This is a genomic window from Longimicrobiaceae bacterium (assembly GCA_036375715.1).
Taxonomy (GTDB): Bacteria; Gemmatimonadota; Gemmatimonadetes; order Longimicrobiales; family Longimicrobiaceae; genus DASVBS01.
On the sequence record DASVBS010000013.1, the window covers coordinates 40,626 to 53,838 of the forward strand.

At 66.0% G+C, this 13,213-nt stretch carries 10 protein-coding genes; 7 read left to right on the top strand and 3 right to left on the bottom strand.

Annotation, left to right across the window (positions count from 1 at the left end; all coding sequences use genetic code 11):
• Positions 1-354: 354 nt before the first annotated feature.
• From VF167_02190 to VF167_02205, 4 genes are read left to right on the top strand one after another with little or no spacing between them, the layout of a single operon-like run.
• Positions 355-987, top strand: a complete 633-nt coding sequence (locus VF167_02190; protein ID HEX6924211.1) for a prepilin-type N-terminal cleavage/methylation domain-containing protein — start codon at positions 355-357, stop codon at positions 985-987.
• 2 nt (positions 988-989) lie between these two features.
• Positions 990-1,355 carry a prepilin-type N-terminal cleavage/methylation domain-containing protein gene (locus VF167_02195; protein HEX6924212.1) on the top strand — a complete coding sequence of 122 codons (366 nt, stop codon included), beginning with the start codon at positions 990-992 and terminating at the stop codon, positions 1,353-1,355.
• Positions 1,352-2,521 carry a prepilin-type N-terminal cleavage/methylation domain-containing protein gene (locus VF167_02200; protein HEX6924213.1) on the top strand — a complete coding sequence of 390 codons (1,170 nt, stop codon included), beginning with the start codon at positions 1,352-1,354 and terminating at the stop codon, positions 2,519-2,521. The genes VF167_02195 and VF167_02200 overlap by 4 nt, the downstream gene beginning before the upstream one ends.
• Positions 2,518-4,353, top strand: coding sequence for a DUF4900 domain-containing protein (locus VF167_02205; protein HEX6924214.1), 1,836 nt, complete (start codon positions 2,518-2,520; stop codon positions 4,351-4,353). The genes VF167_02200 and VF167_02205 overlap by 4 nt, the downstream gene beginning before the upstream one ends.
• A gap of 164 nt (positions 4,354-4,517) precedes the next feature.
• Here the strand turns inward: VF167_02205 and murB are convergent, their stop codons facing one another.
• Positions 4,518-5,471 carry a UDP-N-acetylmuramate dehydrogenase gene (gene murB / locus VF167_02210; protein ID HEX6924215.1) on the bottom strand — a complete coding sequence of 318 codons (954 nt, stop codon included), beginning with the start codon at positions 5,469-5,471 and terminating at the stop codon, positions 4,518-4,520.
• A 147-nt stretch (positions 5,472-5,618) separates the two neighbouring features.
• On the opposite strand from murB, the gene VF167_02215 reads away from it, so the two are divergent.
• Together VF167_02215 and VF167_02220 are read left to right on the top strand one after the other, a co-directional pair.
• The gene (locus VF167_02215; GenBank protein ID HEX6924216.1) at positions 5,619-6,770 is read left to right on the top strand and encodes a transglycosylase SLT domain-containing protein; all 1,152 of its coding nucleotides are present in this window, start codon (positions 5,619-5,621) and stop codon (positions 6,768-6,770) included.
• A gap of 64 nt (positions 6,771-6,834) precedes the next feature.
• A complete protein-coding gene (locus tag VF167_02220) occupies positions 6,835-7,437 on the top strand; it encodes a NifU family protein (protein ID HEX6924217.1) in 603 nt (200 codons plus the stop codon).
• On the opposite strand, the gene VF167_02225 is transcribed toward VF167_02220, so the two are convergent.
• Positions 7,431-10,382: an ATP-binding protein gene (locus VF167_02225; protein HEX6924218.1), complete on the bottom strand. Its 2,952-nt coding sequence runs from the start codon at positions 10,380-10,382 to the stop codon at positions 7,431-7,433. The two genes, VF167_02220 and VF167_02225, sit on opposite strands and share 7 nt — an antisense overlap.
• Entirely contained in the window at positions 10,379-11,674 is a 1,296-nt protein-coding gene (locus tag VF167_02230) for a VWA domain-containing protein (GenBank protein ID HEX6924219.1), read from the bottom strand. The genes VF167_02225 and VF167_02230 overlap by 4 nt, the downstream gene beginning before the upstream one ends.
• Before the next feature lie 157 nt (positions 11,675-11,831).
• On the opposite strand from VF167_02230, the gene mutY reads away from it, so the two are divergent.
• Positions 11,832-12,956 carry an A/G-specific adenine glycosylase gene (gene mutY / locus VF167_02235; protein HEX6924220.1) on the top strand — a complete coding sequence of 375 codons (1,125 nt, stop codon included), beginning with the start codon at positions 11,832-11,834 and terminating at the stop codon, positions 12,954-12,956.
• Positions 12,957-13,213 lie beyond the last annotated feature (257 nt).

Here is a 13,213-nt window from a genome sequence, read left to right on the forward strand (position 1 = left end):
CGCGATCGGCGCCACCGGTGGTGCCGTACGGCCTGACAGTCCGGCCCGCGTCACGAGGCGCGGGCCGGTTTCTTTGGACACAACCACCGCCCCATCGACAGTCACTCAGTTCATCGAGTTAGCACTGCCGCTCCACCCATTTCCGCTCCGCTCAACTTCCTATCTCGGGCCCGTAGTCACCGCCAAAACGCCCGCCTTCAGGCAGTCCACAGGGACTCGCCCCCGCTAAACAGATCGAGCCCATCGGCCGATACTCAGTAGTTCAGCGGGAAGCACCCGCGCGCGCGACATGGTGAGCACGTTGCCTCGGGCATGGTCGCAGCAATGGTCGGACATTCCCAAGCATCTGGAACCATGGTCCGCAGCCCCTCCCCCCGCGGTGGTCTTTCACCTCTGTACGCCAACACCGCGGACTCAGCTTGCGAGCACGATCCGCGCGCCGGCTTCTCCCTCATCGAGGTGCTGACGATCCTCGTGGTGCTGTCGATCGTTACCGCCCTCGCGGCCCCGCGTCTCGATTTTGGGCGGTACCAGATCGAGGGCGCTATGCAGGCGGTCGGATCGGTTCTGCTCGCCGCGCAGCGGACGGCCGTTCAGGAAGGGCACAACGTCGTGGTAGCTTTCGACCTTGCGCACTCCCGCGTGCGCGTGCACTCCGATGCCAACAACAACCTGTTGATCGACAACGGGGAGTCGGTTCTGTACGAGCCGCTGGGTGAGAGCGTGCGCTTCGGACGCGGGGGTGCGCCTTCGTTCTTCGAAACCCCCGAAGCGATCTCGTTCACCGGGCGGCAGGACGGCATGCCGGCAGTGGTCTTCTATCGAAACGGTGCCGCTAGCGAGGAGGGAGGATTCCACCTCACCAGCGCCCGCGCCCAATCCGACTCCGGATACCAGCAGGACACGCGGGCACTGCGGATCGAGCGAGCGACTGGCCGACCGACTTGGTTCAGGCGGGAGGGATCATCGTGGAGGCAGGAGTTCTGAAAATGTCGAGCAGAGGAGGCTTTACGCTGATAGAGGTGCTGGTGGCAATGGTCCTCCTCGGCTTCGCCGTGCTCGGGCTGCAGGCCGCGATCACCGACCGGTTCGTGCGCGACGTGGGTCACGAGGATTTCCGAGCGACAGCTCTGCAGCTCGCCGCCGACCGGCTGACGGAAGTCCAGAGCGACCCGCAGTACACCTTGATTCCGGCCCGCTACGACGGCGTGGAGGACTCCGTCCCAGGGTTTCCGCGCTACCGGCGATCGACCGACGTACGGGTGGCCAATGGATACACGGTGATCACCGTGAGCGTGGTCACTCCCACGTGGGCGGATACCGTCCGCCAGACTGTAGTGGTGGGCGCCCCATGAAGCCATCCATCCTGCGCGATCGCCAGGGCGTGACCCTGATCGAGCTGGTCGTCGGTCTGGTGATCATGGGCTTTCTGGTCTCGGCCATACTGTCTTTCGTCCGGCAACAGGAAATGGCCTTCGGCTTCGGATCCGGCAGAATGGCCGCCCTGCAGAACTACCGTTTCGCAGCGGACGTGCTCGAGCGCAACCTGCGCACGGCGGGGACGGGAATCGTGCCGGGTCAGCCGTTCCTGGTCTATGCCGACAGTGCCACCATCGCCTTCAACGCCGACTACGCCACAAACGACTCGGCCGACGTCTTCGCCGTATATCGCGACCTCGGGGCGAGCGATGAGGAGGTCGGATCGCTGACGCGGGCGCGGCGCTACACCCTCCCGCAAACCAGCTTCGCCTATCCGGACAGCACCTACCGCGACGGAGGCGCTACCAGCGCGGCGGAGACCATCATCTTCTACTTCGCCCCCGACGCGAGCACGCCGCGTTCCGACGACTTCATCCTCTATCGCCGGGTGAACGATCGCCCGGCCGAGGTGGTCGCTCGCAACCTCCTGCGCGACGAGGGGCGCCCCTTCTTCCGCTACCAGGAAGTACTCGTCAGCGACACCGCCCCTCCCACGGTGAACTGGGTGGCTCCGAACCGGCTACCGCTGCGTCACTCCGCGCCCATCCACATGTCCCCGGCGGACACCGGAGCCGTCGCCCGCATCGACCGCATCCGGGCCGTGCAGGTCTCGTTGCGCTCCACCGATGGGAGGCGGGGAGAGACCTCACAGGATGCCGCGCTGCGCCGGCTGATCCGCATGCCGAACGCGGGACAGATGCAGCTGCAGACCTGCGGCGAGCCGCCGCTGTTCAGCTCGTCCATCGTGGCCAACCAGGTGGGGAGCGCGGGCGCGCCATCGGTGGAGGTTATCTGGAGCCGGTCGGTGGACGAGTCGAGCGGCGAGCAGGACGTGGTGCGCTATGCGATCTATCGGCGGAATGGCACAACCGGCCCATGGAACGAGCCCATCTTCAGCGTACCGGCCGGAAACGCCACCTACATCTTCTCTGACGCGAGCGCCGAGGTGGGCGGCGTTTACCAGTATGCCGTGGCCGCTCAGGACTGCACGCCCTCGATGTCGCCTCTGCGCACCTCATCTCCGGTCACGATAATGCCATGATCGAGCCGCTCATTCCCCGACGAATCCGGGGCGAGGAGGGCTTTGCCCTGTTCATGGTTCTGCTTCTGGCACTGCTGGTGGCCGCGCTGTCGGTCTCGGCGGTGTCGATGCTTGGCAACGCGCGCATCATCAACCTGCAAGCGGAGAAGCAGGCGCAGATGGAGTACGCTGCGTTCTCCGGCGCGGAGATGGCGCGTGCGTTGATCAACCGGCGCCCTCAGCTCTACCCGGATTCCGGTTTCCGGGAGCTTCCCAGCGACAGCCTGCCCCTGACTGACGCTTCAGGGAGGCGGCTCACGGGTTTCACCCGCCGGGTGTACGTCGGTCCCACGGGCGTAGCAACGGGGCAGTACGGCATCTTCGGAAGCATCGTGTCGGTCGTGGAGGATCCGCGGGGGAACCGCGCAATCTTCCGACGCGAGATGGCCCAGGAGAGCTTCTCCAAGTTCGCCTACTTTACCGATCTGGAAACCGATCCGTCGGGAGATCCCATCTACTTCGCACCGGGCGATCAGCTCTTCGGCCCGGTCCACTCGAATGACCGCATCCGGATCTACGATGCCCCCAATGGGCCTATCTTCCACGGGTCCGTCACCACCGCGCGCGACATCGTCAACGCGAATCGCGCGCGCTTCCGCCAGGGCTACGAAGAAGGGGTCACGCGGATCGAGCTGCCGGATGTCGCCGAACTGGACAAGCTGAGGGCGCTGGCAGCAAGTGGGAACACAAACCTGGTGAGCTCCACGGCCGGTGGCCTGGGCGAGGCAACGATGCGCATCGAATTCGTGGCCATCGACCTGGACGGAGACGGGAACACCACCGGGCCCGACGAGGGGTTCTTCAAGGTCTACCGCGCGAATAGCAACACCACCTCGGGGGCCCGTTGGGTGGTCGCTTCCACCGCCACGCCGGCGGAGGACTCGCCCAACTGCGGGCACCGCCACATCAGCGGCAGCACCGTGCAGTTCTACACGGCGTCGTGGCACAACAACACTTCCAGCACCCACAACGCCAGCAAGATGGAGGTCCTTCAGGGCCAGTCCGGTCAGCAGCCGGCGCGTTGCTATCCGGGCGGCTCCGATTCGCTCTCGCTGAACCTGAACTTCCAGGCCACCGACTACCGCGGCCAGTGGGTTCCCTACCCGGGCACGTGGGCGGCCCCGATGCCGGCGGCCATCGCCAGCCGAGCGGACCGGGACTACCTCTTCCCCCTGAGCCGCACCTTCAACCCCAACTTCAAGGGGGTGATCCACGTGACGGGGAAGGTCGCGGTGAGCGGCGTACTCCGTGGCCGGGTCACGCTCGCGACCACGGATGACATCGTCATCGTGGATGACTTGACGTACGCCACCGACCCGGCGGCGGCGACCTGCAACGACATCCTGGGCCTCTTCTCCGGCGGCGAGATCGTCGTGGCGGACAACCACCTGAACTCGCCTTATAAAGTGTCCAGCTCCGGCAACATGTACCGCACCTTCGACTCCACGCCGGACGAGATCATTCACGGCGTGCTGCTCACGCTGCGCAGCTTCTCGGTGGAGAACTACTCCGGCGGGTGGGCCAACGCGGACGACTGCGAAGGATCCAACGCGGGCCGCGGCTGCCTCTACATCACCGGGGGAATCATCCAGAGCCGCCGCGGGGCGGTAGGCCAGCGCTCGGGCTCCTCGATCACCGGCTACCTCAAGCGCTACTCCTACGACCAGTGCGCCGCCACCGCCCCGCCACCCTACTATCCGACCACCGGCTACTTCGGCCGCGGCCGGCTCTTCGAGGTCGACCCCGCGGGGTTCGATATCGCGGAGTATTTCGACCGGATCACTGCTGGATAATTACAGATTATTAATTATGAATTACGAATTACGAGGCTCAAATTTGAATTCTTGGATTTTGAATGTTTTGAATTCTGAATTGAACTCGGACAGAACCCCTCGGCACCGCCTCCAGTAATTCGTACTTCGTAATTCGTAATTCGCAATTCGTAGTTCGACGCCGCTCAGAATTCGCCGACGAATCCGATCTCCGGCGTGAGCTCGTAGCCCAGCTGGCGCTGCACGGTCTCCTGGCAGAGGGAGATCAGCTCGCGGATCTCGCGGGCGCGGGCGCCACCGAGGTTGACGATGATGTTGGCGTGGCGCGGGAAGATGCGGGCGCGGCCGCCGGGGTGGATGTAGCCTTTCAGGCCGCATTCGTCGATCAGGCGGCCCGCGCCGATCCCCTCGATCTTCTGGAAGATCGACCCGGCGCTGGGGAAGAGCCACAGGTCGGGGTGCCGGTCATCGCGCCACTGCAGGTTTTCCCGGATGGTCTCCCGCAGAACCTCCTCCGGCATTGGCTGGAGCCGGAAGGTCACGTCCAGCACCACGTCGGGCCGGTCGTGGAGGATGCTGTAGTCGTAACCGAAGCGGAAATAGTCCAGGTCGACGGTCTTCACCTCACCCTCCGCGGTCAGCAGCGTTGCCGCTTCGACTACCTCCTCCACGAAGACCGTTCGCTCACGCTCAGGGGGCGGCGACAGGAAGTGGAGGTTCTGCCAGATCGCCCCTCCCACGGTGCTGGGAATCCCGACGAAATGGTGCAACCCGCCTAGCCCTCGCTCCACCGTGGCCTGGATGAGGTCGTGGTAGACAATCACCCCGCTTTCGGCCCGAACGCGGGTTTCGTCCAGGAACTCGATCCGGCGCGTTTCGTTGCGGATCACCAGCCCCCTGAAGCCCCCATCCCCCACCAGGATGTTCGCCCCCAACCCGAGCAGGAAGTGCGGCACCCCCAACTCGCGGGCGAGCCGCAGCGCACCCACCAACTCCTGAGCGGTTCTCGCCCGATACAGGACATCCGCCGGTCCGCCGATGCGAAACGTCGTCAGCGGGGCCAGCGGCTCATCGTACGCCAGCCTGTCCCTACCCAGACGCTCCTCGAGGGCGTGTTGCAGCGTGCGGTTCAGCGTCATTGAGCGTGTCGGTAGACGTCGGACGGGGAGGGGCGCAAGGCCTGTTCCGAGGCTTTACGAGGCATGGAACTTGTGTCGCCGGGCTCCCGTAGTGATTTGTAATTCCATGTAGTACAACGACTTCGCCGAACCCACAAAGGAGGATCGATGGCGGGAGGACGCATCGACGAGAGCTCAGCGGGGTTCGGCCGCGCACAGGCTACCACGCTCGCGATTGCCGGGATCCTCGGGGCCGCCTGGATCGGGGGCACAGTGGCCGGCAAGCAACGCTTCGATCCCGTCACGGGGGTTTCGCCGCTGGTCGCGACCAACGTGGAATCCGCCGCTCCGGCGCCAGACAACGTCACCTGGGACCTCCCCAACCTGGATCACGAACGCGTCGACTACTGGATCGAGCGTTTCACCACCACCAAGCGGGACGAGTTCGAGCGGTTCCTGCAGCGTTCGGGGCGGTACGTCCCCATGATCTCCGCCAAGCTCGAGCAGCGCGGGATGCCGCAGGACCTGATCTATCTGGCGATGATCGAGTCCGGCTTCAATCCCCGCGCGTACTCCCCGGCGGCGGCCTCCGGGCTCTGGCAGTTCATCGCCGAAACGGGGGAGCGCTATGGTCTCGAGATCAACCGAGCGGTGGACGAGCGCAACGATCCCGAGAAGGCGACCGATGCCGCCCTCACCTACCTGAGCGAGTTGTACGACCGCTTCGGCTCCTGGTATCTCGCCGCGGCGGCGTACAATACAGGCGAGAACCGCGTCGGGCGAATCATGCGGGAAGTGACGGGTTCCGAAAAGGGGACGGAGTACTCTTATTACGAGATCTGGGACCGGCTACCTCGCGAGACGCGTGATTACGTCCCGTTGATGATCGCGGCCGCACGCATCGCCAAGGAGCCGCAGAAGTACGGGTTCGGAGACGTCGAGCTGGAGGCGCCGCTTTCCTACGAGGAGGTGGTTGTGGATCCCGGTACCCCGCTGCAGGCGATCGCGGAGGCCGCCGGCGTCGAGCTTGGTGACCTTAAGCAGCTCAACCCGCAGCTGAGGCTCAACCGCACGCGCAACGATCAGCGCTCCGTGCTCCGGGTCCCGCCCGGCACGCGCACCACCTTCCTGGTGAACTGGCCCGAGGTCCGTAAGCAGAAGACGTACGCGGTGCGCGAGTACAGGATCCGCAGGGGCGATTCGCTACTCGGAATCGCCCGTAGACACGGGGTGACCGTACAGGCGATCAAGGATGCTAACTCGCTTACCGGCAACCGCATCATTGCCGGCAGGACACTGAAGATCCCCGCCGAGGGATGATCGAGGCGCACCTACGCGCGATTGCGGGGTACAGCGTCGCGAACGACCACCCTGGGAGCTGGCTATGATCGAGATTACCCCCGCAGCGCGGGCCCAGATACAGAGCTTGGTAGATCAGGCAGTGGTGCAGGATCCGGCACTTCGCATCGAGCTGGATCGCTCAAACCCCTCGCCGCTTGTCCGCAGCTATACCATCTCGCTCGTTGAGCGGGATGATCGACTGCGTACCGAGATCGCCATCAACGTCGATGAGATCCGGGTCTTCCTGAACCTGGACACCTCCAACCTGCTCAGCGGAGCGACGATCGACTGGGTCGAGGAAGACGGCAACGGTGGATTCCGCGTCGAGGATCCCAGGGCACGCGCCGCCGCGGCGCGGCACCAGCCCAGCGAGCTGCGCATCTCGGGCCCGATGGCGGAGCGGGTTCAGCAGGTGATCGACGAGGTGATCAACCCTGCGATCGCCGCGCACGGAGGCTACGTCGAGCTGGTCGACGTGAGCGATGACACGCTCTATCTCCGGATGGGGGGCGGCTGTCAGGGGTGCGCTGCCTCGGCGGCCACATTGCGGATGGGCATTGAGCGGATGGTTCGCGAGCAGGTGCCCGAGATCCGGGAGATCATCGACGTCACCGACCACACCGCCGGGGTAAATCCCTACTACTGAGGGTGCGAAGCGTCCTGGCGCGGGGAAGCGATACCGGGCGAGGGCATCCACAGGTTCTGCCTGGCCCGTACCTGCTGGAGTGGAAGCACCAGGGTAAAGTCGCTCCCCACTCCGGGCTCGCTCCGCACCAGGATCCTGCCGCCCAGCAGCTCCGCATAGCGCCCCGCCAGATAGAGACCGAGCCCGGCGCCGCCGTGCGCCCGCGACAGACCGGTGTCCAGCTGCTCGAAGGGTAGGAAGAGTCGGGACTGATCTTCCCGCGCGATACCCATCCCCGTGTCCGATACCCGAATGGAGACTTCTTTCGCGTCCTGCGACAGGGTGATTGAAACCCGCCCTTCGCGGGTGAACTTCACGGCGTTTCCGGCGAGGTAGCTCAGGATCTGCCGTACCTTGTCGGGGTCGGTGTTCACCACCCGCCGCTCCTCCTCCGGCACCTCGTTCTCCATCACGAAGTCCAACCCTTTCTCCCTGGCCAGCGGACGAATGATCGCCGCGACCTCCTCGACGACGTGCCACAGGTCGGAATCGGCGAGCTGCACCTCGAAGCGGCCGGCCTCGAGCCGCGAGAAGGAGAGGACATCCTCGATGAGGGTGCGCAGCTGCTGCGTAGCCTTCTGCATGCGTGCGATCGTCTCCCGCTGACGCGGCGCGAGCTCTCCGTAGATCCCGAGCTCGAGGAGCTCCAGATTTCCCAGCAGGCCGTTCAGGGGCGTCCTCACCTCGTGACTCATGGTCGCGATGAACGCCGACTTTGCCCTCGACGCCGCTTCCGCGGCCTCGAGGAGGCGGGCGTTCTCCACTGCCACAGCCGCGTTGCCGGCAAGACGCTCCAACAGCTCGAGGTCGGCCTTGCCAAAGACCTTGGTCGTCGAGGTACGGGCGCTCACCGCGGTGAGCGCCCCGAGCGCGCCGGACCGCCCCAGGAGTGGAGCACACACCACCGAGCGCATGGTCTCGGGGTCCACGTCGGCACTGCTCGCCCGCGTGTCGTGCCACGTCTCTCGGATCAGGAGCGAGCGCCGGTTACGGATGACCCAGCCCGCCACGCTGGACTCCATCGTGATCTCCTGCCCCGCCGAGCTCGCCAGCAGGCCCAGCGTGTAGTCGGCCAGGCGCAGCCGCGTCCCCGCTCCCGACACCAGTGAAATGGCCACCCCATCCGCGTCGACGAGCCGTTCCGCGGCTTCCGTAATGCGCGGCAACAGGGTCTGCAGGTCCAGCGTGGAGGCAAGGGAGCGGGCGATGTCTCCCAACTCCTCCAGCTCCTCGTGGCGGCCCGTGAGCGCCGCGGCCATCTCGTCGAAGGCACTGCCGAGCTCTCGAATCTCCACTGGAGTCGAGACCGGCAGTCGGCCCACCCGAGCAACGAGGTCGCCCGCGGCAAGCGCCCCCGCTGCGCTCCGCATGCGGAGGAGCGGGGCCGCCAGATACCTTCCCAGAGCGTTGCTCGCCAGCAATGCCAGCACGCTGACGGCGATGAGGAGGCTGAACAGCCGCAGGTAAGACTCGGCTACGAAGCTCTGGATCCGGGTGAAGGGCTCCTCCATCCACACCCACCACCCCAGGCCCGGAATGGCCGCGACGCCCGCGAGAAACTCCGGGTGCCCCCCCGCGCCGAGCTCGCTCTGCCGCTGGGAGTCGCGGGTGAAGTAGGCGGTGGCGGGTAGCGGACGCGAAGTCACCGACGCGAACACGACTGAGTCCACCTCGGAGAAGGTCGACGGGTACGCGCCTGTTGCCGTGTGGCTGTCGTAGATCACGGAGCGCTGTCCGTCGGCCACTACCAGGCGCTCGTACTCCCAGGGGCGTGGGTTCGACTCGGGCAGGGTGCGCAGGTCGAGCGCGCCGACCAGGTGCCCCGCGACCGTGTCCGCCTGAATCACGGGGTACGACACCAGTACCACCGGGATCAGGCTCCCCGAAGGGGAGCGCATGATCTCCGGGGAAAGGGTTCGCCTGAGGTCGCCGGCAAGTGGGCCCTGGGCGGTGTCGGCCACCACAACCGGCCGCTCGCGGGCGACAGGGATCACTCCGCCGGGATCGATCGCGACGATCCGGCCGGACGCGTCGGTAGCGTGGACCCCCACGAAGCCGGGGAACTGCTCGCGAACGACCCCGACAATCCGCTGCAGCTGGGCGGAATCAAAGGAACCCGACCGCTCGGAGGCGAGCACCCCCGACCGCAGCGCATGCTCGTGGAGCAGCACGTACTGCTCGAGCTTCGAAGCGTAGGCCTGGGTGTAAGTCAACACCCGCTGCTCGGCAGCGGACAGATTGCGCGACCACTCCCGCCGACCGATCCAGATGCCGAAGACGAGTGCCGGTACGATGGCTGCCGTCGCCGTGATCACGGCGATGACCGACTGGAGCCCCGGGAAGCGGGGAATCCGCAACGCCCAGCGGACGAAGGGGATCAGCAGCAGCAGCTCGACGAGGACCGCGTTGAACAGCCCGTTGAGGACCTGCTTGAGGACGATGACCCCGAAGGTCGTGGCGTCGTAGTCGAGCGCCACCCAAGAGGCCAGGTAGAGCACCGGCGCACCGGCCACCACCCAGTACAGCATATCCGCCACCATCGGGCGTACCTTGCGGCGCGCCGCCAGCAGCCCCACGAACCCGGCTTCGAGGGTGAAGATGAGCCACCCCCACCCGTGCCCCCAGAGCGCCAGGCTCCGGGCTCCCGCCAGCCCGCCAGCCAGCAGCCCCTTGGCAGGTCCGAACGCAACCGCCGCGAGCAGCGCGAACACTCCCCCGAGCAGCATGTCGATGCCGGGAGACAGTTGCACGGGGAGGAGGTTCAGGAGAAAGCCGGCGCCTCCCAGTAGGGACGCGGCAAGCCACCGGAAGGCAGTACCGCCCGCCGGAACTTCCAGCAGTTCGGGAGAAGGAGAGGACGACGGCTCCGGATCGGCGCTGCCTACCGCTCCGGACGGAGAACTCACCCCGCTCTCCGCGTCCTGCGGCGCAGGAAATCGCGCATGATGTACTGGCCGAGCGTCATCGTAGTCGTGAAGTAGGCCTTTCCACGCGCAATCTGCGATACCTGGTTGACGAACGCGACCAGCGCGGCGTCACGAGCCAGCATGAACGTGTTGATGAGAATGCCGGCCTTGCGACAGGCGGCTACCTCGGCGAAGGTCTCGCGCAACACTCGCGCGTCGAGACCCATCGGGTTCTTGTAGACCTGACCGTTGGGGAGGGTGATCGCCGAAGGCTTCCCATCGGTGATCATGACGATCTGACGCATCTCCTTGTTCTGCGAGAGCAGGAGGCGGCGCGCCAGCTTCAACCCCTCGGCGGTGTTGGTGTGGAAGGGTCCCACCTTGGCGTGGGCCAGCCGGGAGAGGGGAATCTCCTCCGCCCGGTCGCCGAAGAGAACGACGCGCAGCGTATCGCCCGGGAACTGGGTGCGGATCAGGTGCGTCAGGGCGAGCGCCACCTTCTTCGCCGGCGTGAACCGATCCTCGCCGTAGAGGATCATCGAGTGGCTGGTGTCGAGCAGCAGCACCGTCGCACAGCTCGAGCGATACTCGGTCTGGTGGACATGCAGGTCACCGTAATCGAGCTCCAGCGTTCCGTCTTCGCGCAGCCCGTTGCGCGCCAGCGCGCTGGTGAGCGTGCGGGGAATGTCCAGGTTCAACGTATCCCCGAACTCATAGGGGCGACTGGCTGCCTCGGCTTCGACCCCGGTGGAGAGGTGCGGAGTGTCGTGCGCGCCAAAGCCGGACCGCCCCATGGCGCCCAGCAGGTGGCGAAGGGTGCGATAGCCGAGGAAGTCGATCCCCTTCTGGGTCAGGTTGAACTCTACCTGCTGCGCCGCCGAGCGTGCCTCGTCGATCGTCCCCGGCACGTCTGTAGGCTGGAAGTTGCCTCCCGGCATCGTGGGTGGTTGCGAGAGGTTGAGGTAGCCCTCCTCGACCAGACGTTCCACGAGCCGGTCGAGCAGCTCGGCAATCTGGTTGCGAACCTCCTCGTCCCCCTCGCCCTCCCCGCGGAGCTCCTTGATCATCTCCGGCGTAAGCTGCCCGCTTTCGATCAGCGCGCGGAGCAGCGCCTCCTTCAGGGCGTCGAGCGAGCGATCGTCATCCCCGAATTCGCCCCAGTAGGGGTGGAAGTACGGACCTCCCGCAAAGCCGCTCTGAAGCAGAAAGTCGGAAAGGTGCTCCAGGAGAGCCTCGAGGTTCAGCGCGTCGGCCCGGTGACCCGTGTATCGGGTGTAGTTGGTAAATCTCATGGCACCGGAAGGTCGAGGATGGAGACCAGCGCGGCCGCGCGTCGCGACTCGCTATTATGCAAACTATGACGCTATCACCTGATGCAACAGCCGGTCGCGCCCGAACGCTCGCAACAGGAGGTCGCACCGGACGGCAATTGTTGGGGTATGCGAGACCATGACCGATTCCGACCTGCGCGAGCTTCGCGCCGCGCTGCTCACCTGGTACGACGAGAACCGCCGCGATCTTCCCTGGCGCTTCGAAAACGGCACACCGCCGGATCCGTATCGTGTCTGGCTATCCGAGGTCATGCTACAGCAGACCAGGGTGGATACCGTTCTGTCGTACTACCATCGATGGCTGGAGCGCTTTCCCACACTGCAAGCCGTTGCTGAGGCTCCACTCGACGACATCTTGAAGGCTTGGGAGGGGCTCGGTTATTACTCCCGTGCCCGCAACTTCCACCGCGCCGTGCGCGAGGTCCACGAGCGCTACGGGGGCGCTCTCCCGGGGGACCCCGATGCGTTCCGAAGTCTTCCCGGGGTGGGTCGATACACCGCCGGTGCGGTGATGTCGATCGCTTTCGGTCACGAGCAACCCGTGGTGGACGGGAACGTCCGCCGGGTCTTCGCGCGCTGGCTGGAGCGCCCCGAGCCGAGCGAGCCGGAGCTGTGGGATCTCGCCCGGCGACTGGTCCGGGGCGCGCGTCCCGGCTGCCTCAACCAGGCGGTGATGGAACTCGGCGCGATCGTCTGCACGCCACGCGCGCCGCGCTGTACAGCCTGCCCCGCTGCTTCGCGCTGCGCCGCCCGGGCGGCTGGCACGCAGGAGCAGCATCCGCGACCAAAGCGACGGGGCCCGCTTCCCCACGAAGCCCGCGTGGCGACAGTTGTCGAGTCGGACGGGCGACTGCTGCTGGCGCGCGCCCCCTCCCGCGGGCGCCTTGCGGGCCTGTGGGAGTTTCCCGGCGACTGCCTGCGCACCGAAGAAGCTCCGGGCCCTGGCGCCGAGCGCGGCCTGGCCGCTCGGCTAGGCGTCCGGATCGCGGCCGGATCGGAGTTGGGAATGGTGGTTCACACCTTCACGCACGTTCGCGTGAGCTACCATGTGGTGCGGGGCACGCTCCTCGAGGGCACCCCCCGGCCGCTCGGATATCAGGAGGTGCGCTGGGTACACCCCCGTGAGCTCGCTTCCCTCGCCCTCCCTAAAGCCCAGCAGCGCATTGCCGCCCTCGCTCTACGGCAACGCTCGGACGATCAGCGGCATCGAAAAGCTGAAACCCCTGCGGAACGGATGTCGTAGGGGCCTGCGGATCCGTCTTCACACGGGTCCGGTCCGGGGTGGCCGCTCGTGTCCCTGGCCCTAGAATGCCGATCTGACCCCCGCTCTCTTCGCTCGTTCTCCGGCGGGCACGGATGCGGGCCTCGTTGGCACGACGACCTCCCAGCCGCCGGCAGGCGAAAGGGCGCCTCCTTCGAGGCGCCCTTTCATAATTTTATGCCCTACTCCAACTCTCCAGTTTGTCATCCGACATCGAGGGGCCGCGGGAACTGCGAATT

Bases quoted from the DNA above. Each gene is read 5' to 3' on its own strand.
- VF167_02200 (HEX6924213.1), top strand. From the start codon at position 1,352: ATGAAGCCATCCATCCTGCGCGATCGCCAGGGCGTGACCCTGATCGAG.
- VF167_02195 (HEX6924212.1), top strand. From the start codon at position 990: ATGTCGAGCAGAGGAGGCTTTACGCTGATAGAGGTGCTGGTGGCAATG.
- VF167_02215 (HEX6924216.1), top strand. From the start codon at position 5,619: ATGGCGGGAGGACGCATCGACGAGAGCTCAGCGGGGTTCGGCCGCGCA.
- VF167_02205 (HEX6924214.1), top strand. From the start codon at position 2,518: ATGATCGAGCCGCTCATTCCCCGACGAATCCGGGGCGAGGAGGGCTTT.
- VF167_02230 (HEX6924219.1), bottom strand. From the start codon at position 11,674: ATGAGATTTACCAACTACACCCGATACACGGGTCACCGGGCCGACGCG.
- mutY (HEX6924220.1), top strand. From the start codon at position 11,832: ATGACCGATTCCGACCTGCGCGAGCTTCGCGCCGCGCTGCTCACCTGG.
- VF167_02220 (HEX6924217.1), top strand. From the start codon at position 6,835: ATGATCGAGATTACCCCCGCAGCGCGGGCCCAGATACAGAGCTTGGTA.
- murB (HEX6924215.1), bottom strand. From the start codon at position 5,471: ATGACGCTGAACCGCACGCTGCAACACGCCCTCGAGGAGCGTCTGGGT.
- VF167_02190 (HEX6924211.1), top strand. From the start codon at position 355: ATGGTCCGCAGCCCCTCCCCCCGCGGTGGTCTTTCACCTCTGTACGCC.